Here is a 22537-nt window from a genome sequence, read left to right as displayed (position 1 = left end):
TTAAAGTGTTAGCTATTAAAAGTAAGATGACTTCTGGTTATCAAATGGCTCCTCAAATTATTAAAAAAGATGTTAGTGAAAAGGAATTTACTATAATTAGTGAAGGTTTAGCAAATCTCCCAGGTGTAGATGTGTCGGTTGATTGGGAGAGAGTGTATGTAAATGATGGGTTATTCCGATCTGTTCTTGGAAATGTTTCTAATTCCGATGAAGGATTACCAAGTGAAAAATTAGATTATTACTTGGTACGAGATTATAGCCGAAATGATAGGGTTGGAAAAAGTTATATTGAGCAGCAATATGAAGATGTACTTCATGGTACAAAAAAAGAAGTAAGAAGCGTTGCAGATAAACAAGGTACTACAATTAGAACGGAAACAATTTCTGAGGGAAAGAGCGGTAAGAACTTAACTTTAACGATAGATATGGAATTACAGAAAAAAGTAGAAGAAAGTATAGAAAAAATATTAAAGGCATATAAAGGATCTGAATCTATGTTGGACCGTGCTTTCGTTGTAATGATGAATCCGAAAAACGGACAAGTATTATCAATGGCTGGGAAAAGACTTGTAGAAAAAGACGGGAAAACAGAAGTTGAAGACTATGCATTAGGCACAATGACTAGTTCATATGAGCTGGGATCAACAGTTAAAGGTGCGACAGTTTTAACTGGATTTGAAACGAAAGCTATAACACCAGGTACTTATTTTTATGATGCACCTATGAAGCTTAAAGGTACTAGGGAGAAGAAGTCTTGGAAAGAGTTTGGAAACATTGATGATTTAAGAGCGTTACAAGTCTCTTCAAACGTTTATATGTTTCATACAGCATTAAAAATTGCAGGTGTGGATTATGTGAAAAATAGTTCATTAAATATTAAACAGGAACACTTTGATAAAATGAGGTACTATTTCAGACAATTCGGATTAGGTGTTCCAACGGGCATCGATTTACCGAATGAAACAGCTGGACAAATTGGTAAAAAAGATAATCAGCCGGGTTTCTTATTAGATTACTCAATTGGTCAGTATGACACGTATACACCACTTCAGCTCGTACAGTATATTTCAACAATTGCAAACGGTGGATATCGAATGAAGCCACAAATTGTACAAGAGGTAAGAGAGAAAACGTCGCAAAAAGATGAGATTGGTAAAGTGTTGCATGCAGTAGAACCAATTGTTTTAAATAAAATTGATATGAAAGAGGAATATATAAATCAAGTAAAAGAAGGATTTAGAAAGGTATTCCAAGAGGGTGATGGAACAGGAGTAAGGGCGTTCCAAAAAGCATCTTATAAACCAGCAGGTAAAACAGGAACAGCACAGACGGTATACGGTGGAGAAAGTGATATTGGAAGAAATGAAAAAGGCGAGAGAAGAGAATGTTATAACTTAACGTTAGCAGGATATGCGCCATATGATAATCCAGAAGTAGCGTTTTCCGTAGTTGTGCCGTGGGTTATGAATGATAAATCTGGTATTAACTCTGATATTGGAAAAGAAGTTTTAGATGCTTATTTTGAATTGAAAAATAAGCGATTGACTGGAGAAACTGTAAAAATAGATAGCTCTAAAGAAGATTAAAACATATGAAATGTTATAAAAATAGAGTTGTCTTATTTAGGAATTAATTCAAAATGGGTGAGAAAGAAGAATAAAATTATTCTATCAATTATTCACATTTTATAAAATAAAACATATATTGATAGCATAGGACAAGCTGAAAAGCTTATTCTAACCTCACAGAACACTCCTTATCACGGTTTGGCATCTACTTATGTAGATGCTTTTTTTAATTAAATAACTGATAATTATTTATCAATCTAAAGTAGCAAGTATATTAGGACTATTAGGGGAAGTTTGACGGTAATAATTACAGTATGCTTAATAAGTGAATTGAAATGTAAGGAGTGAGAAATAAGTGCTAAATATTTTAGTGGTTAATTTTCCAGCAGAGGGACATGTAAATCCTACATTAAGTTTAGTTAAAGCCTATACTGAACGGGGGGATCACGTACATTATATTACGACAGAACAATTTAAAGACAGAATTGAAGATTTGGGAGCTATTGTATATACACATCCAGATTTATTAAAGGAGATTTCTATTGATTCTGAAACTCTAGATGGGCTGAATTCTTTCTTTCGTGTACATGTTCAAACTTCTTTATATATATTAGAAATTGTGAAACAATTATGTGAAAACATAAATTTTGATTTCGTAATTTATGATATATTTGGTGCTGGAGAGTTAGTAAAGGAGTATTTACAAATTCCAGGCATAGTTTCTTCTCCTATATTCTTAATTCCTACTGAATTTTTGGAGACTTTACCTTTTCATCCTAATGCAGCAATACCATTCCGACCTGATGAAATTTCTGAACAGTTGTTATATCAAATGGATCGTGAATTTGGAGTAAAGCCTAAAAATAATCTTCAATTTATGCATAATAAGGGAGATGTTACTCTTGTGTACACAAGTCGTTATTTCCAACCTAATAGCGATTCGTTCGGAGAAAATAACATTTTTATTGGACCAAGTATTTCAAAGCGTAAAATAAATGTTGAATTTCCACTTGAATCGCTTAAAGATAAGAAAGTTATTTATATTTCAATGGGAACACTGCTTGAAGGGATCGAACCATTCTTTAATGCATGTATTGATGCTTTCTCAGATTTTAATGGATTAGTTGTAATGGCAATTGGCGATAGAAATGATCGTTCTAAAATTAAGGAAGCGCCAAACAATTTTATAATTGCTCCATACGTACCTCAATCAGAAGTATTAAGTGAAGCAGATGTTTTTATTACACATGGCGGTATGAACAGTGTACACGATGCTATTCATTTTAATGTCCCATTTGTCATCATTCCACATGATAAAGACCAGCCAATGATAGCACAAAGATTAACTGAGCTTGAAGCAGCGCATCGGTTATTGAAAGAGAATGTTAATGTGCAAACGTTAAAAGAAGCGGTAACCGATGTTCTTTCAAATGAAAAGTATAAGCATGGAATACGAAAACTGAAAGATAGTTTTTTAGATTGTGGTGGTTCAAATGAAGCAATCACAGTGATTACATCTCTTTTAAATAAATAGTGTGGGTAATATAAAAGCATAGAGGCGCACCTTTATGCTTTTATATGATTATCCCGCAAACTGCACAGCAGTATTTGCATGTAAAAAAGCAGTATCAAAAACAGGAACAGTAAGGTCGTTTTGGGAAATGAGCAACGGTATTTCGGTGCAACCTAGTAGTATACCTTCTGCGCCATTTTGAATTAATGACTTTGTAATTTGTAATAGCTTTTCTTTTGATGTTTCTGAAATAATTCCTTTACTTAATTCATTTAAAATAACATGATGAATAAAATTTCTTTCCTCTTTATTGGGGATGATTGTCTCAATGCTATAATTCGCTAATCGTGATTTATAGAAGTCTTGTTCCATCGTTTGTTTCGTACCCAATAATCCGATACGCTTTATATTCTGTTCTACCATTTCTTTAGCACTTACATCACCTATGTGAAGAAGTGGAATGGATATTGCACTTTCCACTTCTTCAGCAAATAGATGGACCGTATTGGAACACATTAATAAACATTCAGCTCCGGATTTTTCAACCTTCTTTGCAACGGTGACTAATTCGTTTTTCACTTCTTCATATTGGTGATTTTGTAATAAAGTAGTTACTTCACCAAAGTCCATGCTATATAAAACAAGCTTTGCATTTTGATCGTATTGAGAGAGTGTAAGTGTATTAATATGTTTATAGTATAATGATGTAGATTCCCAACTTAGTCCACCAATTAAACCGATTACTTTCATCGTACATTCCTCCCGTAACTATTTTGAATTTATTATTTCACAATTCCGATAAGAATACAATGATTTAAATGTACTATTAAACAAAAAATAAAAATAATTAGAAAAGTATTGAAATTTATATTTTTTAATGCCATAATACGAATTACAAATTAATACTTATCCAGAGAGGTGGAGGGAACGGCCCTATGAAACCTCAGCAACCCCTATATATATTTATAGGAAGGTGCTAATTCCGCAGAGAACACGATGTGTTTTTTGGAAGATAAGAGGATTCTTGAACGTGAAAGAAAATGACCTCTTATGTAAGAGGTCATTTTTTGTTGTATAGAAAGGGAGTGTCGATGCATAATTCATTTTCAAAATAAATATAGAGTAATAAAAGTTGACTATTAAGAGGGGAGAATTGTAATGAATAAATTATCAACAAAATTAGTAGTGGCAATCGGAATTGGAGCAGCATTATACGGGATATTAGGACTTTGGGGATTTTCTATTGCACCCAATACATTTATTAAACCTGCGTTAGCTATTTTAACCATTTTTGGTGCGTTATTTGGCCCAGTGGCAGGACTGTTAATAGGACTTATCGGTCATACCGTAACAGATACAATTGCTGGCTGGGGTATTTGGTGGGGCTGGGTTTTTAGTTCAGGCATTATCGGCTTTGCAATGGGGCTTATTCAAAAAAGAGTTGGCTTTAGTGTGAAAAACGGGACATATAATAAAGGAGATATTTCCTATTTAGCTATTACTGGGTTAATTGGTATTGTCATTGCTATTATATTTGCTGGGGCGTTCGATATTATTGTGATGGGAGAACCGTTTGACAAAATTGTTATACAAGTATTAGGTGCAACAATTGCTGATGTTATTGTATTTTTAGTTCTTGGATTGCCAATTACAATAGGGTTAGCTAAATCTAATAAGAAACATACACATTTAAAAATTGAAAAGTAGGGATGTTAACATGCAACCAATTATTTCTTTTGAACAATTCAACTTTCAATATAAGCATGCAGCGCAGCCTACTGTTAAAGACGTTACATTTCATATATATCCTGGGGAAAAAGTGCTGATTGCTGGGCGAAGTGGTTCAGGGAAATCGACATTAGCTCATTGTATGAATGGGCTAATCCCATTTTCTTATGAAGGGACTAGTACTGGTACTATTTTAATTGACGGAAAAGACCCGAGGAAAGGAAGTATTTTTGAACAGAGTAAACAGGTTGGAACAATTTTGCAAGATCAAGATGCACAATTTATTGGTCTTACAGTAGAGGAAGATGTAGCTTTTTATTTAGAAAATGAATGCGTAAATGAAGATGATATGAAAAAGATTGTTTCGGAATCATTAAAAAAGGTAAAGATGCATAATTTTCATAAACAAAGTCCACATGAATTATCAGGAGGACAAAAACAAACTGTTTCTTTAGCAGGTCTGTTAACAACAAATGCTCATATATTATTGTTCGATGAACCGTTAGCAAATTTAGATCCAGTTAGTAGCTTACATACAGTAGAACTTATTAAAGATATACATAAACAATATAATAAAACAATTGTAATAATTGAACATCGAATAGAAGAAATGTTAAACCTAGATTTAGATAAAATCATTTTAATTGATGAAGGAGAAATTGTTGCGATAGGCACACCAGAAAAGATTTTAGCATCAAATATATTACCATCTATCGGATTAAGAGAACCTATGTACATAGAAGGCTTAAAGAGATTGCATTTTGATAGTAATAATGACGTAATATACCCACTTGAAAATCTTCAAAGGGAAAGTGTTAGTGGAGTAATAAATGAGTGGATGGAGAAGCAAACTTTTTGTAAAGATACTCCTACAAAAAAAGAATTATTGAAAGTAGAGAATTTGTCATTCTCATATCCTAATAAACAAAAAGTATTAGACAATGTAAATTTCTCTCTATTTAAAGGGGAAATAGTAGCACTCCTAGGACATAATGGAGCTGGAAAATCAACACTAGCTCATAGTCTTATAGGGATAAACAAAACAAAAAATGATAGGATTTTAATTGATGGAGTAAATATCAATTCTTGGTCTATTCGTAAACGCGGTGAGGTTATATCTTATGTGATGCAAAATCCAAATCATATGATTACACAAGCTACTGTAATGGAAGAAATTTCATTTTCATTAAAATTAAAAAAATTTTCGAAGGAAGAAATTAAGGTTAGAGCAGAGGAAACATTAAAAATTTGTGACCTGTATCCATTTCGAAATTGGCCAATTCAGGCATTAAGTTATGGGCAAAAAAAGAGATTAACGATTGCATCTGTACTAACAACAAATCCAAAACTTATCATATTAGATGAACCGACAGCGGGACAAGATTATTATCATTATAAACAATTTATGACGTTTATTAGAAAACTAGCTGCAAAGGGACTATCCTTTATTTTTATCACACACGATATGAATCTCGCATTAGAATATGCAGACAGAGCAATAGTTCTAAAGGAAGGAGAAGTTATTGCGAATAATACTGCATCTATTGTATTAGGTCATCCAGAAACGTTAAAAAGAGCGAACTTAAAGGAGAGTTCTTTATTTAAACTCGTTAAATTTAGTGGTATTGCAAATCCTGAAAGGTTTATGGAACTTTATTTTGATGATATTAGGAGGGAGGAAGGTGTATAATACATATTTTCATCGCATGGACGGATCAGTGAAATTGTTATTATTTATTTTTTGTATGACACTTACTTTTTTATTTTTTGATTTTCGCATATTGCTATTTGTATTTATGATTGGATGTATCGGACTTCTAATTGCTAAAATTCCATTTCGTAAAATTTTTATTGTTTTTACTGTTATATTTACATTTAGTTTATTAAATTCTGTTATGATCTTATTTATTACACCAACCCATGGATCTGAATTAACCGGATCATATACTTCATTTGTGTATATTGGATATGCAACAATTACATACGAAACATTATTTTATGCAGCTACACTTTCGTTAAAGTATTTTACGTTATTACCATTTACACTTATTTTTATTTATACGACTGATCCAAGCAAATTTGTGAGTAGCTTAAGTAAATTTCGAATTCATTATAAAATTACTTATGCGATAAATATTGCATTACGTTATATACCTGATATTCAGTCCGAATATAAAGTTATTAAACATGCCCAAGAGGCGAGAGGAGTAGCTTTTGAAAAAGGAGAAGCAAGTTTATGGATCCGCATGCAAAACCGTGTCTTAATTTTCTGGCCTTTAATTATTCATTCTTTAGAGAGAATCGATACAGTTTCAAACGCAATGGATTTAAGAGGGTTTGGAAAGAAGGATACACGTACGTGGTTCTATACAAATAAAGCGAAAAGCGGGGATTTCATTGCTTTATTTATAGGTATTTTTATTTTAATTGCTGCAGTATATTTAAAGTTACATGTATTTCAAAATTTTTGGTATCCGTTTTAAAGCATTCTCAAATGAGTGCTTTTACTTATTTTTATATAGACATGCTCAAAAAAGGGATATTTACATAATGTATAATACGAACCAGTTAAAATGATCAACTACCTATTAGTTTTCAAACCAAAAGGAGGAGAAAATATGAGTTACGGTGGTTCTTGTGGTTTTGGTGGAGGTTTCGCTTTATTAGTTGTGTTATTTATTTTGTTAATTATCGTTGGATGCAGCTGTTGGGGCGGAGGGTACTAATTTTTAATTAGTCTCCACAAATGTAAAACTAAAAAACATAGAAGATACTTATGTATCGCAACAAATAAAAAAGGAGCATAATTGCTCCTTTTTTATTTGTTGTTAGATGCGTTTGTATTACATTTCGGAAATGTAATTGTCAAAGTAGTACCTTTATTCATAACGCTTCGGATTTTCAAATTACCTTGCATCGTTTCAATGATCTTAACAGCAACCATTGTGCCTAAACCTGTACCTTTCGTTTTTGTACTAAAATACGGTTCGCCAAAGCGATTTATTTGCTCTTGTGACATACCAATTCCGCTATCTTCAATTCGTATGATAACTTTATTATTACTAATAGAAGAGGAGATATTTAAAGTGCCACCATTAGGCATTGCTTCAATACCATTTTTTATTAAGTTTAAAAAGCATTGCTGAAAGTGCTGTTTATTACCAACTATTGTTGCATTGGAGAAATCTTTCGTAATATGTACCGTATTCATATTACATAAGGGCACTATCATATTAATAACTCTATTTAACTCTTGTTCGACTGAAATATGATCTAATTTTTCTGGAGCAGGTTTGGCAAATGTTAAATAGTCATCAATAATTTCTTGAGCACGATTTAATTCTTCGAGTATATGGTCAATATATTTGTCTCTCGATTCGGGAGTTAAATTGGATGTTTTCAAAAGTTGTGTAAATCCTTTTACGACAGTTAAAGGGTTTCTTACTTCATGTGATATACTAGCAGCGAGTTGGCTAACAATCTCCATTTTCTCCATTTTAATTAATTTTGATCGCATACATACTGCATCTTTTATAACTTCATTTATATAAACAATAAATAGCATTAGAGTAGTCGGTAATATTATGAAGTAAATAATATACAAATTATTTACTTCAAAATTTGATAAAGTTAAGACAATTACAGTTGTAAATATTGCTAGGAAAAAGGTTAAAAACATGGAAAAAGCTACTTTTATTTTTCTATTATATGTATTAAATTTTGCGGATGCGAATGCTGTAATGATAAACATTATTCCGTAAACAATGACAGTTAGCATATTAAATCCATAAAATAAAAATCTTGTAATTAATAAAATTGTAAACAATATGATACCGACAGGGAATCCACCATAGAGTGTACCAATTATGACTGGGATTTGTCTTAAATCATGAATACAACTCTCATCCATATAGATAGGGTATCTCATACATAGAATAAGTGGGATACTCGAACAAAGAGTAATAAGTAGTGTTTTATATTTCTTTAAATAGCGCCCGCTATCGTATATAAAATAAAAAATAAATATACTAATTAGAATGTAAAGAAGATTATTTAATACGTTTTGATTAATATAAACAAAGTTCATAATATATTTGCCTCGTTATTTTGAATTTCCATTTCATATATATTATACATGATTATAGTAGAAACTTTTTGCTTTTAATAATATAAGTTTATATTTTTTCAGTATTAGCCATGTTTAGCCACTCTTCATAAAATGTTTCAACCGATACATATCGTTCCATTCGGTTTTCATTTACAGCACGATACGCTATTTCATATAAATCCCTACTTGCTTCCCATTTTGTAAAGGAGCGATCTTTTCCACCACCTAAAATTGCGAAAGCCATTGCACCCATATTAAATACATTTGTTCTCGCATCAATCATAGCGTTTAGCTCGAATTCTTCAGGAGACATAAAGCGTGAGGAACCCCATAATCTTCCCATTTTATTTACGTATGGTTTTTTAGAATATAAATCAATATCACAAATTTTCGTTTCATTTGTATTAAAATTATACATAATACTACCATCATAAAAATCTATCGCTACATAGTTTTTCTTTTCGACATATGTATGGAAAGAAAAAATGGAATTTAAGGATTGAACTCGTTTTCTAACAGGTAAATGCTTAAATTTATAAAATGGAGAGTTTGGATTTTTATATTTCTCAGGAGGCGGGAAACTCCAGTGCGAATGAAGACATTCGCCATCAAACCAATCGAAAATTAATACATATCCAGATTGAACTGGAAAATGTTCAATTAGTTTTATAAGCGAGTTATGCTTTAATTCCTCGTATAGGGAAACTGAATTTTTTAACCGTTCAATAGCGTCGTTTATTGTTCCTTCGTATGCAATTGTTTGTGCCCCTGCGTATTTAATGAATTTTTTATGGCCATTTTTTTCAACACCAAAACTTATATTACCTGAATCTTGCTGGTCAAAAACTGCAAATACGGTTCCTAATTTCAAGAGCCAATCAAAATTATGATGTTCTTTTAATTGGAATGTTATTTGATTTAACTGAATTTCAACTGGTTTAGCTTCCATAATATACCTCGCATTTATTATAATTAAGTTGTATATTTCATTATTCGACATATTTTGTAAAAATCCTATGTTAATCACATGAAATTTTATAAATATAATGATGAATACTTATAGGAGTGTGAATAAAGTGGAACAACAAATCGTTATTAAATCATATGAAAAAGAGTGGCATGAAGAGTATTTAAAAGAAAAGGAAAAATTTATTTCTTTATTCGGAGGAGATTGTATTGCTATTGAACATATAGGGAGCACATCTGTACAAGGGTTAGGAGCGAAACCTTTAATTGATATGATGATTGGCGTAACAGATTTGCAAATTATCGAAAAGTGGATTGAAGATTTATTAAAAATTGGATATGAGTACGTTCCAAAAGAATCACCTAATTGGCGTTTTTTTAGAAAGGGAAAATGGAGAGCGGGCACTCATCATTTACATGTCTATATTTATAATAGTGACGAATGGAAAAACAATCTTTTATTTCGAGACTTTCTAATAAAGCATGAATGGGCACGTAAAGAATATAGAGAACTAAAAGAGAGACTTGCAGCTACATATCCTTTTGATCGTGTTTCTTATACAAATGCAAAAGCACCGTTTATTCAAAAAATAATAAAGGAAGCTAAACAATTTAAGTGATCTTGAAATTCTCATTTTATTTTAATCTTGTTCTCATGTTCCTTTCTTTTTTATTTGATATTCTGCTGGTTACAGAAACTTTTTAAGAAAGGAGCTTAAATGAAATGGAAAAGCTACTAAAACATAGATCTTTTCATTTATTTGTAAAAATTATAGGTTTTACTATTATTTTTTGTAGTGTAGCATTGTTACTTATTAATGTAATTTACGGCAACGTATTAAATGTAAAAGGGTTAAATAAGAAATTAGGTTCTTTCGGTGAATATGGGACGATTTTAGCTGCATCATTATGGTTTTTACGTCATGTATGGTTATTTTTTAAAAAGAAAAATATAATTGGGGTTAAATTGATAAAAGACTTATATTTGTTCATTAAAAAATTTCACGTATTCATTGGATATACTGTATTAGCTGTATCAATTACTCACGGTGTTTATTTTTTATTAAAAGGAAGTCGACATATACTTATATTTTATAGTGGTATATTCTCCCTTTTCATTTTAATCATACTAGGTGTCATTGGACTTTTCTTACAGAAACATAATAAAAAAACAAACTTGATATTGTATAGAAAAGCACATCAAATTATTGCAATTATATTTGGAGTAGGATTACTGATTCATTTAACTGTATAGGGGGCATTGCTGTTGCAACACATATTAATCATTGAGGATGAAGAAAATTTAGCTGATTTTTTAGAGTTAGAACTAAAGTATGAAGGATATAAAGTCGATATACAGTTTGATGGGCGGAAGGGTTTAGAAGCTGCACTTGAAACAAATTATGACCTTATTCTGCTGGATTTAATGCTACCAGGATTAAATGGAATAGAAGTGTGTCGTAGATTAAGGGCAACTAAAAATACACCAATTATTATGCTAACTGCACGCGATAGTATTATGGATCGCGTGACAGGATTAGATAGCGGAGCCGATGATTATCTTCCGAAACCATTTGCAATTGAAGAGCTGTTGGCACGTATGAGGGTTATATTTAGACGGGAAGAACAAATAGAAAACAAGCATGTTTCATCTCTTACGTTCAAAGATTTACAGCTCCAGATTGAATCTCGAACTATTACAAAAGGAAATGAAGAAATCGAACTTACAAATAAAGAATTTGAACTCTTGCTTATGTTTATGAAAAATATTAATAGAGTACTTACCCGTGATGTTTTATTGGATCAAGTATGGGGATATGATGCAATGGTTGAGACGAATATCGTTGATGTATACGTTCGTTATTTACGTAACAAGTTACATAGTGTAGATAAGGAGGAATATATCCAAACGGTCCGCGGTGCTGGATATATAATGAAATGATTAAAAATATTGTGCATCAAATTCGAAATCTACCTATAAAGTGGAAATTAACACTTTGGTCCACTACATTAGTATTTATTTTATTCATTTTATATAGCACTTTGCAGTTTATTGTAATCAATAAGTGGACTATAGATTATGAACAGAAACAAATAAATAGGCAAGTGACAGAAATAGCGGCATATTACCAAGATAAAAGTGATACCCTTTCGATTAAAACGTTTGAAAACAGTAAAGATTTCTTAAATAATATGATTGATAAACATCAAATGATTCGTGTTATCGGCATGGATGGAAAACCAATTGTTACTGTTTCGCGAGATTTTAATGAGACATGGATAAAGCCAAAACAAGTTTTACAAGATGAATTATTTATAAAAAGACATGTAGAAGATCGCATATTAGTTAAACGTATACCAATTCAAACAAAAGAGTTCACTGGCACGATTGAACTTACGAAAAACTTAGAGGCTTTTGATCATTTATTAAAAATTATTTTAGTGGTAATGATTATTGCCGGAATATGTGGATTAATCCTTAGTTTTTTAGGTGGGGTACTAATCACGAAAAAGCTATTATCAAGTATTCAAAATATAACGAATACGATGAAGCGTATTAAGAAAAATGGGCTAAATGAACGGGTTCCAGTACGTGAAAATAATGATGAACTTGCAAAATTATCGTTTCTTTTTAACGAAATGATGGATGAAGTAGAAACTTCCTTTACACAACAGAAGCAGTTTGTAGAAGATGCATCCCATGAACTGAGAACACCACTAACAATTATTCAAGGACACTTGTCTATGTTAAATCGGTGGGGGAAAAATGATCCAGCAGTTTTAGATAAATCGCTTCAATCCAGTTTAAAGGAAGTTGATCGTTTAAATAAGTTAGTTTTAGAATTGCTAGAACTATCAAGAGCTGAATCAGAACAGATGCATCCAATTGCAGCTGATCCAGTCCATGTAAATAGCATATTAAAACAAGTTACACAAAACTTTGCTGTACTTCAAACTGAATTTCAATTTGATATGAAACTGGGTGAAGATTCGGCATATGTCTCAATACCTTCATCTTACTTAGAACAAATTATTATTATCGTATTGGATAACGCAGTGAAATATACAAAAGAAGTTAATAAATATATTTGTATTGAATCTAGTGTACAATCAGGGAAAGTTAAAATTCGTATCATAGATCGTGGTGCGGGAATACCCGAAGCTGATTTACCATTTGTTCTTAACCGCTTTTATCGTGTGGACAAAGCAAGAAGTCGAAAACAAGGTGGAAACGGTCTAGGTTTGTCTATCGCAAAACGTCTTGTAGAGAAATACAACGGAACTATTCGAATAGAGAGTAAAGAAGGTGAAGGAACAATCGTTACGATTATACTGCCTACCGTTTCACTTTAATACATTGAAAAGAAGGGATGTTTTTACATTCCTTCTTTTTTTATAGTCAAATTACTTTGTTTATTTCGAACTTTCTAGTACATTAGAATTATTAAGGGGGAATAAAAATGAAAGCTATCGTACAACAATATAAAGCAGGATTTGAAGGGGTAGAATATAAAGTATTACCTGAGAGAAACCCTAGCGCTGGGGAAGTGAAAGTAAAATTAAAATCAGCAGGATTAAATCATCGAGATTTATTTATAATGAATAATAGAAAAGAAATGCAAGTCCCATTAGTTCTAGGATCAGATGGTGCAGGTATAATTACAGAGATTGGAGAAAGTGTTTCAAGAACTTTATTACAAAATGAGGTTATTATTAACCCTAGTATTGGATGGGATCATATTGCTGAAATACCCGAGTTACCAGAGGTGTTAGGTGGACCGAAAGATGGAACGTTTGCTGAATGTGTTATTGTGCCAGTAGAAAATGTAGTGGCAAAACCGTCATATCTTTCTTGGGAAGAGTCTGGTGTTTTATCTTTATCGGCACTAACTGCATATAGAGCGCTTTTTACAAAGGGTAGATTAAAGCGTGGCGAACATGTTTTAATTCCGGGGATAGGCGGCGGTGTAGCGACGTTTGCTATGTTATTTGCAAAAGCAATTGGCGCAAAAGTAAGTGTTACTTCAAGGATAGAGAACAAAAGGAAGCTTGCCGAAACATATGGTGCAGACTTTTCCTTCAATAGTTCTGGAAATTGGGAAGAGAGTTTGCGCGGAGAGAAAGTAGATTTAATAATTGATAGTATAGGGCCAGCAACATTCTTAAAATATTTTGATGTATTAAAACAAAATGGGAGAATTGTTAATTTTGGTGCAAGCTCAGGAGATAAAATTGAATTGCCTTTACGAGCGTTATTCTATAATCAAATTGATATTATGGGGACATCTATGGGTAGCCGTGAAGAATTTAATGAGATGATGAAGTTTATAGAGAAATATAAGATTAAACCAATTATGGATAAAGTGTATTCGTTGGAAGAAGCGACTCAAGCGTTAAGACGTATGGAACAAGGCGAACAATTCGGTAATATTGCACTTCGTATGTATTAAAAATATGATTTCTTAACTAGTATATTGAAGTAACTATGTTATGTATTCTACACATAAAAAGCATATGATTCATATTGTTTTAAAGGTTTTTCAGCTTTATACATAATTGGCCGTTATAATTAGTCTTAATATTGTCAAATAAGTGATAGTAAAATGAGAATTTGATGAGAAAAGTTTCAGCCCATTTTCATATTGATGTTGTATACTGTGTAAATCAAGAAAGCTTTTATGCAAGGAGAGAGTATTATGAATTACACAGTATTTCAATGGTTTAATAATTTTGCTGGATCGTCCAAACTATTAGATTCGCTAATGATCGCTATTACAAATAGTGCTGCATATGTAGCGATTTTATTTATGGTTATCTTATGGTTTAACAATGGAAAGAAAATTAATGCAATAAAAAAACAATATACAGTGTTATATACGACACTTTCAGTCATTATCGCATTACTAGTAAATGTTGTGATACATGCGGTATATTACCATCCACGTCCGTTTGTATCACATGATGTACATCAATTAGTACCACATGCAGCAGACTCATCATTTGTTAGTGATCATTCAGTACTTGTATTTTCAATTGCATTTGTATTTTTGCTTAGAGGAGAAAAACTTAAATATGTCGCTCTTATTTGGGCAGTATTAGTCGGTGTTTCACGTATGTACGTAGGTGTTCATTATCCTTTAGATATACTGGGTGCTGCTTTCTTAACATTTATCACAAGTGGCTTAGTAGTGCAAAGTACACGTACGTTTGAGCCGATAGCGAAATTTGTATTTAAAACGTACGCGTTGGTAGCGAAACGTATTCCTTTTTTAGCGAAATATAATCATTTAGCTTAATTTTATAAATAACTATTTGTAGGTTTGTTTGAAAGTTCTCCTTTGGAAATCCAGAGGGGAACTTTTTATTGTGCACAAGATAAGGGCCATAAGTATTAAAAGAGTGACAAAATAATACTGGGTTAGCATTAAAAGTCTTTATGAAATTTGTAATTTATAATAAACCAACCATCTAATGATGGAATATTCTTAAATTTCACGCACCGTAATATAAATAGATAAAAAAATAGAAACAGAAACAATAACTACTTTCAGACTGTTTTAAAGGAATTAAAAGGAAATGTTCGAAACATATAGTAGTGAAAGTAAAAACTACATATTTTGTAGCACATCTTTGTAGTAATTAATGGTGAAAGAAAGGAGCGAAATATGCATAAACTTCAAACGAATAAAGGCGCGCGGTATTTTATGATTGCTTTTATTGTTTTGTTTCTTATTATGCTTTTACGTTTTTTCTATATTCAAGCAGTAGGAGTCGTGCAAAATGTGAATGTAAAGGATTTAGCAAATGAACAACATAATAAAAATGGTGTTTTGGAAGCGAATCGTGGCACGATTTATGATCAAACTGGAAAAGTGCTCGTTCAAGATTCAACAACGTATCGTGTTGTTGTGAATTTGAAAGGTAATGACAAAGTGAAAAATAAAGATGAAACTGCAGAGCAATTAGCTACTGCGCTTGAAATTGATAAAGAGGACGTATTAAAAAATTTCCATGAGGGGCGTACGCAAGTTGAAATCGGAAAAGTTGGCCGGAATTTGTCTAGGGAAAAGAAAGAACAAATTAAAAAATTGAAAATCCCAGGTGTTTCTTTTATGCCTGAGAAAGCAAGAGTGTATCCAAATGAAGATTTTGCATCTTATATACTTGGTTTTGCTAGGCCAGACGATAAAGGAAATACAGAAGGGAAGTTTGGACTTGAAAAAAGTTTAGATAAATATTTACGCTCGACAAATGGGAATATAGAATATGTGGGAGCGCGAGGAGGTATCCCGCTTACAAATGATATAGGAAAAATAGAACCCGCTAAACATGGAAATAACGTATATCTTACGCTTGATAAACAAATTAATAGTTTTTTAGAAGAAGCGATGAATAAGGCGCAAGAGCACTATGATCCTTCTATGTTAGTAGGTATTATAGCGGATCCAAAGACGGGGAAAGTTTTAGCTATGTCTAGTAAACCTAGTTTTAATCCTAATAAAGGGGATATTGAATACTTTTTAAATGATCCAATCGCAAATGCATATGAACCAGGTTCAACGATGAAAGTATTTACGTTAGCTGCTGCAATCAATGAAGGTGTATATAACGGGAAAGAATATTTTCAATCCGGAAAGTATTCAGTAGGTTCAGCGGATATAAAAGATCATAATGGTGGGTTTGGATGGGGATCTATAACATTTGATGAAGGTTTTGAAAGGTCATCAAACGTAGCTTTTTCTATTTTAGAAGATCAGTTATTAAAACCAAATAAATTTAAGCAATATATGAATAAATTTGGTTTCAACCAAAAAACGGGAATAGATTTACCTGGTGAAAGTAAAAATACTTTATTATTAAATACACAAATTCAACAAGTAACAACTTCTTTCGGACAAGGTTCTACAGTAACTCCAATTCAATTAATCCAAGCTGCCACCGCTATAGCAAATGACGGGAAAATGATGCAACCATATATCGTTGACAAAGTTGTAAATCCAACAAACAAGCAAGTTATTATGGAAAATCAACCGAAAGAAGTTGGAAATCCGATAAAAAAAGAGACTGCGGACAAGGTAAGAGACTTAATGGAGCGTGTTATTACGTCTTCAAAAGGTACAGGTACAATGTATAAAGTCGATGGTTACCCAATAGGAGGCAAGACAGGAACAGCCCAAATTCCAAATCCTGAAAATGGACGATATATGGAAGGAAAAGAAAATTATATTTTTTCATTTTTAGGTATGGCTCCAATTGATGACCCAGAGTTAATTATATATTTAGCTATTAAGCAGCCAAAGTTAAAGGGAGATGAATATGGAGCCCAGCCACTCGCTGAAATATTTAAACCAGTTGTGAAAAATAGTCTTGAATATTTAAAGGTGAAACCATATACAGAACAACAAATGGCCGATGCAACGAAAAAATCCCAATTAAAAGTGCAAAACTATGTGAATCAATCAATAGATACGGTAGAGAATAATGTAAAAAAAGAGAAACTCCAACCGATAATTTTAGGAGAAGGAAAAATAAAAAAACAATATCCGCAGTCTGGTGAAGTAATGAGTGAAGGTGATCGTATATTTTTATTAGGAAACAACGCAACAATGCCCAATTTACAAGGTTGGTCAATGCGTGATGTTATGTATTTTTCTAAACTATTAAAATTAGATTTAAAAACTTCAGGTACGGGATATGTAACAAATCAAAGTATTGAAAAAGGACAAGCTATACAAGAAGGCGATGCATTAGAACTAAAATTAGAACCACCGTTACAACCGTTAGCAGAGGCAAATACAAATTAATTCAAGCAATGTGAAGGGTCTATACACAATAGGCTCTTTTTTTTATAGAGTTTAGTAATTTCACGCACCGTAATTTTTATAAAAAATAATAAATAAGAAACTTAACAGTTACTAAAACAAAAAAACTTACATATATTGAAATTAGAACGATTGTTCAATTTTTTTGTATTAAATGACGGAAGGAGTCTACATTGAATAAAAGACGATACGATAGCGATTTAGCCAAAGAAATAATAGCAGAGAAGGCGACAGAATTATTTTCCTTAAAAGGATATACAAGAACTTCAATTGATAACATTGCAAAAGCCTCTGGTTATAGTAAAGGACATATATATTACCATTATAAAAATAAAGAAGAATTATTTGTTTATTTAGCTAAAGACAGTATGAGAAATTGGCACGATAAATGGGAAATAGCAGAAAAACAGTATACAAATGCTACTGGGAAATTATATGGGATAGCTAAATTTGTACTTTATAATTACAAAACGCCATTATTAAGAGCAGGACAAGAACTTGCCTCTGATCCGAGCGCGAACCCTTCTACAATTCAACAACTCTATGGTTTAGCTGTTATCCCTTTAAAAACATATCAAAAAATTTTGGATGAAGGTATACAAAGTGGTGAATTTTATATAGAAAATGTTGAGGATTCAAGTCTTTTATTAGGTTCATGGCTAGGTGGATTATGTCAATTCATTCATTCATTTGAAACAGAGAAATTAGAAGTTTTATTTAATGAAGCCATTACGATTTTTTTACTCTCTATTTCAAACAAACATGCGTAGCATTACAAGCGAATTAGAACGATTGTTCAAATCTTTACACTCGTCCGTTTTCATTATATGTATTAACAACAGGAGGTTTTTTATATGGATGAACAAAGAGTCGCAATTGTAACTGGCGGAGCTTCTGGTATCGGTAAAGCTTTAGCTATTCAATTAGCAAATAAAGATATATTTGTAATTATCGCAGATATTAATGAAACAAGTGGTCAAGAGCTTGTGAATAATATAAAAAATAATAATCAACTAGCTAGGTTCGAATATTTAGATGTTACTAACGCTGGATCCGTAGAGGAACTTATTATAAAAATAGTTAATGAGTTTGGTAGAATTGATTATATGTTTAATAATGCAGGAATTGCTATGTATGGAGAAGTATTCGATATGTCTTTAGATAATTGGAAACATATTATTGAAATAAATTTATTAGGAGTAATTTACGGGACACAATTGGCTTACCAATTCATGAAAAAACAAGGATTTGGTCATATCATTAATACTGCGTCTGCAACAGGTTTAGGACCTGCTCCACTTTGTACCGCGTACGCAACTACCAAACATGCTATCGTCGGTTTAACCACTTCATTACATTATGAGGCAGAAGAATATGGTGTAAATGTAAGTGTGCTTTGTCCAACTTTTGTAGATACACCCATATTTGAAAAATCAATTGCAATTAATATGAATAAGAGCCAAATTATAAAACAACTAAAAACAAATAAGCCGATTTCAGCAGACAAGTTTGCTGAAATTGCGCTGAAAGCTATTCATAAAAATAAATTAGTTATATGTCCAATGCCGTTAAAAAAAACAATGGATGTACTCTTCACTTTATTTCCTTATCTTCATAAAAAGCTAATGCGTTTCGTATGCCGAATTGGTCGAAAAGCAAAAATGAACCAACTGTAAATGTCTGATTATTTTTTATTTACAGTTAAATGTAAATGTGATAATATGGAAAAATCAAATGCAGTGAAGAGAAGAGTAAATAAAATGAATTTTTCACAGAGAGCTCCATTTAGCTGAAAAGGAGTAAAAATTCTTTATTGAACCAAGCCTCTGAGCAGCACATCGGAACCTATTATTAGGGGGTGGTGTGACGGGAGCTCCCGTTATAGAGCTATGGTATAAGCATGAATTAGAATGCAGTACCTGATAAGGTTAATATGGTGACATATTAACAAACTAGGGTGGCACCGCGATGATAAATCTCGTCCCTAAGACTAAAGTCTTGGGGGTGGGATTTTTTTATTGGTTAAAAATAATTTGGAAAGCGGGGCCGAAAATGAAAAACTTACTTAACGATTGGAAATATCCTTTATTATTACTGTCCGGAGTTGGTATTGCAAATTTAGGGGCATGGATTTACTTAATAGCACTAAACGTACTTGTCTATAATATGGGCGGTTCAGCCCTAGCTGTTGCTACTTTATATGTAATTAAACCATTAGCCGCTTTATTAACAAACGCTTGGTCAGGGAGTATGATTGATCGTTTAAATAAACGAAAATTAATGTTTCACCTCGATATATATCGTGCGGTATTTATCGCTATTTTACCTTTACTTCCATCACTTTGGATGGTTTATGTATTCGTATTCTTTATTAGTATGGCTAATGCAATTTACGAGCCAACTGCTATGACATATATGACTAAATTAATTCCAGTTGAGAAAAGACAACGTTTCAACTCATTGCGTAGTTTAATAGGATCTGGTGCATTTTTAATTGGTCCAGCGATAGCGGGGGTATTGTTAATAGCAAGTACACCAGAGTTTGCAATATATATAAATGCTATAGCATTTCTCTTATCAGGAGTAATTACATTGCTATTACCTAATCTTGATAAAAAATCCGATATGCATACATCAAATGACAAGTTATCTTTAGCTGTACTAAAAAAAGATTGGAACATCGTTTTAAATTTTAGTAAAAAATCTTTGTATATCGTTTTTGTGTACTTCTTATTTCAAGGGATGATGGTATTAGCTACCGCAAATGATTCGCTTGAATTGTCATTTGCTAAAGAAGTTCTATTGTTAACAGATAGTGAATATGGATTTTTAGTTAGTGCCGGCGGGGCTGGAATTATTTTAGGAGCTATAACAAATACAATTTTATCTAAAAAATTAGCGCCTTCATTTTTAATTGGAATAGGATCATTATTCATTGCAATTGGTTATTTAATTTATGCTTTTTCAAATGGGTTCGTAATAGCTGCTATCGGATTTCTTATTTTATCTTTCTCTATGGCATATGCAAATACAGGCTATTATACCTTTTATCAAAACAACGTTCCTGTTCACATAATGGGACGGATTGGAAGTATATATGGACTAGTAATTGCCGGCATAACCATTTTAATTACGATTCTATTCGGAGTTGCAACTCAATTTATTTCTATACAACTTGTAGTTATTGTAGGATCATTGGTAATGTTACTTATAACTATTATATTGTGTGTGTTTACTTTATTACCTTCAAAATCCAAGGTATATCATGCTGAATCAGTAGATTCCAAATAATTTTTTCTTCCATTTTTCAATTAGTATACATCACTAGAGGATTCTTCTATCTATATATTGAATAATAATTAGGTGGAAGAATCTCTTCTGTATATGACGGTGACAAGTATGATTAATGCAAAGGATGTAGCACAGGAAATTATTATATCTAGATTTAGATTGTTCAATTGATTATATGTCTAAAGTAACGAAGTAGGGGTTAAAAAATTAATAAAAATATAGAGGGGCTTTTAGATTACATGGATATTAAGATTAGAGCATATAAAAAATCTGATGAAACCGGTTGGGTACGTTGCCGTGTGTTATCTTTTTTAGATACAGCATATTACGATAACGTATTTAGAGAGAAAGAAAAATATGAAAATCCTGCAATTGAATTAGTAGCTGTATACGAAAATCAAATTGTGGGTTTAATAGATATTGAATATGAATTAGAAGAACGTACGGTATGTTCAAGAGGAACAGGTCTTGGGGCATGATTTGGCATATTGCAGTTCATCCGGATTTCCGTAGAATGAAAATTGGTAATCAACTATTAAATGAGGCAGAAAAGTTAGCGAAAGAACTTAACCTAAATCGCCTGGAAGCATGGACTAGGGACAACCTATGGGTACATGGATGGTATGAAAAGAACGGATTTGTAAACGTAGATTCGTATTTACACGTATATAGCGATCATACAGACGAGATAAAAGGTGTAATGAAAAGTAATATTGATCAGTTATATCCGGTTCAAACATTTGCTCATTATACAGGTGAAAATAAAGAAGACATAAGAAAACAATTTAAACGAGTTCATGATTGTTTTTGTTTTGAAAAACATTTTAGTTGACTAGAAAACTTTTATTTTATAAATAAAGGTACTAAAGACGTACGGGGAAAAAGTACGTCTTTTTATTTTTAAAAATAATGCTTCAGGCTGATGGGAAATCACATTCCACATCATACAATTGAAAGTAGCTATCGTATTTCAATTATGAAATGAAAAGAAGAGAATATAATTTTTAAAGGCAAACAACTATATAGGAGGACTTTAAATGGATATTGTACTTGTTATTCTTATTATTGTTTTGCTGCAAGGAAAAGAGCGAAAAGTCAAAATAAATCGCATTTGGCTTGTTCCAGTTTTGTTGGGCTTTGTAACAATCCAGTCCATTATTCATAGGGGACAAATAACTTTGCTGCAAGGACTATTATTTGTTGCAATGCTTGGAATTGGCTTAGGTCTTGGAATTATACGGGGAAAAGTTTTAACATTTCGATTAGATAGTGAAACGGGTCATGTATTACGAAAAGGAAATTGGTTAAGCACAATGATTCTTCTTGTTATTTTAGGTGCGAAAATTGTAATTAAGCAAAGTATGTTTTCAGGTAGTACACATTCCACATTAATGGTTGTAACGAATGCCTTTTTATGTATCACATTAGGTACGGTAATAAGTAGACGGTATTATATTTGGAAAAAATATAATGAGTTAATACAAAAAGTGTAAATACATTTATCCCTTGTTTAACAATGCTGTGAACGGTAATACTAAAT

Annotated in this window: 20 protein-coding genes, 1 pseudogene, 1 riboswitch and 1 other annotated feature; of the genes and pseudogenes, 18 read left to right on the top strand and 3 right to left on the bottom strand. The window is 32.0% G+C overall.

Going from position 1 to position 22537, the window contains the following annotated elements; all coding sequences use genetic code 11:
- Together MR083_RS03600 and MR083_RS03595 are read left to right on the top strand one after the other, a co-directional pair.
- A partial coding sequence (locus MR083_RS03600) for a peptidoglycan D,D-transpeptidase FtsI family protein (protein ID WP_242268566.1) occupies positions 1–1586 on the top strand: 1586 nt, incomplete at its 5' end.
- A 337-nt stretch (positions 1587–1923) separates the two neighbouring features.
- On the top strand, positions 1924–3102 hold the full coding sequence (locus tag MR083_RS03595; RefSeq protein ID WP_000932169.1) for a macrolide family glycosyltransferase: 1179 nt from the start codon (positions 1924–1926) through the stop codon (positions 3100–3102).
- A 48-nt stretch (positions 3103–3150) separates the two neighbouring features.
- Here MR083_RS03595 and MR083_RS03590 read toward each other — a convergent pair whose 3' ends face one another.
- Positions 3151–3831, bottom strand: coding sequence for an aspartate/glutamate racemase family protein (locus tag MR083_RS03590; protein WP_000864407.1), 681 nt, complete (start codon positions 3829–3831; stop codon positions 3151–3153).
- Positions 3832–3984: 153 nt separating this feature from the next.
- A riboswitch (SAM riboswitch) is annotated at positions 3985–4100 on the top strand.
- Between the two features lie 139 nt (positions 4101–4239).
- Between MR083_RS03590 and MR083_RS03585 the strand changes: the two genes are divergently transcribed.
- The 4 genes from MR083_RS03585 (at position 4240) to MR083_RS03570 (ending at position 7535) form a co-directional block, all read left to right on the top strand.
- Positions 4240–4788, top strand: a complete 549-nt coding sequence (locus MR083_RS03585; protein WP_001038197.1) for an ECF-type riboflavin transporter substrate-binding protein — start codon at positions 4240–4242, stop codon at positions 4786–4788.
- A 10-nt stretch (positions 4789–4798) separates the two neighbouring features.
- Positions 4799–6499, top strand: a complete 1701-nt coding sequence (locus MR083_RS03580; protein WP_001182487.1) for an ABC transporter ATP-binding protein — start codon at positions 4799–4801, stop codon at positions 6497–6499.
- Positions 6492–7292, top strand: coding sequence for an energy-coupling factor transporter transmembrane component T family protein (locus MR083_RS03575; RefSeq protein WP_242268564.1), 801 nt, complete (start codon positions 6492–6494; stop codon positions 7290–7292). The genes MR083_RS03580 and MR083_RS03575 overlap by 8 nt, the downstream gene beginning before the upstream one ends.
- 135 nt (positions 7293–7427) lie before the next feature.
- The gene (locus MR083_RS03570; protein ID WP_000120182.1) at positions 7428–7535 is read left to right on the top strand and encodes a YjcZ family sporulation protein; all 108 of its coding nucleotides are present in this window, start codon (positions 7428–7430) and stop codon (positions 7533–7535) included.
- Between the two features lie 92 nt (positions 7536–7627).
- Here the strand turns inward: MR083_RS03570 and MR083_RS03565 are convergent, their stop codons facing one another.
- Positions 7628–8896 carry a sensor histidine kinase gene (locus tag MR083_RS03565; protein ID WP_046647226.1) on the bottom strand — a complete coding sequence of 423 codons (1269 nt, stop codon included), beginning with the start codon at positions 8894–8896 and terminating at the stop codon, positions 7628–7630.
- A gap of 88 nt (positions 8897–8984) precedes the next feature.
- Positions 8985–9866: a protein kinase family protein gene (locus MR083_RS03560; RefSeq protein WP_000387625.1), complete on the bottom strand. Its 882-nt coding sequence runs from the start codon at positions 9864–9866 to the stop codon at positions 8985–8987.
- 127 nt (positions 9867–9993) lie between these two features.
- Between MR083_RS03560 and MR083_RS03555 the strand changes: the two genes are divergently transcribed.
- The 12 genes and pseudogenes from MR083_RS03555 to MR083_RS03500 all read left to right on the top strand — a co-directional run bounded on the left by MR083_RS03555 (position 9994) and on the right by MR083_RS03500 (position 22490).
- Entirely contained in the window at positions 9994–10503 is a 510-nt protein-coding gene (locus MR083_RS03555; protein ID WP_000437696.1) for a GrpB family protein, read from the top strand.
- 104 nt (positions 10504–10607) lie between these two features.
- Positions 10608–11138, top strand: coding sequence for a hypothetical protein (locus tag MR083_RS03550; RefSeq protein WP_242268562.1), 531 nt, complete (start codon positions 10608–10610; stop codon positions 11136–11138).
- 12 nt (positions 11139–11150) lie between these two features.
- Positions 11151–11825 carry a response regulator transcription factor gene (locus MR083_RS03545; protein WP_001163824.1) on the top strand — a complete coding sequence of 225 codons (675 nt, stop codon included), beginning with the start codon at positions 11151–11153 and terminating at the stop codon, positions 11823–11825.
- Positions 11822–13237, top strand: a complete 1416-nt coding sequence (locus MR083_RS03540) for a HAMP domain-containing sensor histidine kinase (RefSeq protein WP_000594489.1) — start codon at positions 11822–11824, stop codon at positions 13235–13237. Before MR083_RS03545 ends, MR083_RS03540 begins: the two co-directional genes overlap by 4 nt.
- Positions 13238–13344: 107 nt before the next feature.
- Positions 13345–14334 (top strand): zinc-binding dehydrogenase, encoded by a 990-nt coding sequence (locus MR083_RS03535; protein ID WP_000644612.1) that lies wholly within the window; start codon positions 13345–13347, stop codon positions 14332–14334.
- A 246-nt stretch (positions 14335–14580) separates the two neighbouring features.
- A complete protein-coding gene (locus MR083_RS03530) occupies positions 14581–15180 on the top strand; it encodes an undecaprenyl-diphosphatase (RefSeq protein ID WP_001110136.1) in 600 nt (199 codons plus the stop codon).
- A 369-nt stretch (positions 15181–15549) separates the two neighbouring features.
- The gene (locus MR083_RS03525) at positions 15550–17688 is read left to right on the top strand and encodes a penicillin-binding protein (RefSeq protein ID WP_000549361.1); all 2139 of its coding nucleotides are present in this window, start codon (positions 15550–15552) and stop codon (positions 17686–17688) included.
- Positions 17689–17879: 191 nt separating this feature from the next.
- Entirely contained in the window at positions 17880–18476 is a 597-nt protein-coding gene (locus MR083_RS03520) for a TetR/AcrR family transcriptional regulator (RefSeq protein ID WP_001042679.1), read from the top strand.
- A gap of 84 nt (positions 18477–18560) precedes the next feature.
- Entirely contained in the window at positions 18561–19382 is an 822-nt protein-coding gene (locus MR083_RS03515; protein WP_000344382.1) for an SDR family NAD(P)-dependent oxidoreductase, read from the top strand.
- A 54-nt stretch (positions 19383–19436) separates the two neighbouring features.
- Positions 19437–19695, top strand: a binding site (T-box leader).
- 63 nt (positions 19696–19758) lie between these two features.
- Complete coding sequence (locus MR083_RS03510; RefSeq protein WP_242268560.1) at positions 19759–20997, top strand: MFS transporter; 1239 nt, start codon at positions 19759–19761, stop codon at positions 20995–20997.
- 239 nt (positions 20998–21236) lie between these two features.
- Positions 21237–21829, top strand: a pseudogene (locus MR083_RS03505) (GNAT family N-acetyltransferase).
- Positions 21830–22034: 205 nt separating this feature from the next.
- The gene (locus MR083_RS03500) at positions 22035–22490 is read left to right on the top strand and encodes a DUF1453 domain-containing protein (protein WP_242268558.1); all 456 of its coding nucleotides are present in this window, start codon (positions 22035–22037) and stop codon (positions 22488–22490) included.
- Positions 22491–22537: the final 47 nt, after the last annotated feature.

The sequence above is a fragment of the Bacillus cereus group sp. BfR-BA-01408 genome, assembly GCF_022663305.1.
GTDB lineage: Bacteria > Bacillota > Bacilli > Bacillales > Bacillaceae_G > Bacillus_A > Bacillus_A pacificus.
This window is presented reverse-complemented; position numbering and strand designations above follow the sequence as displayed.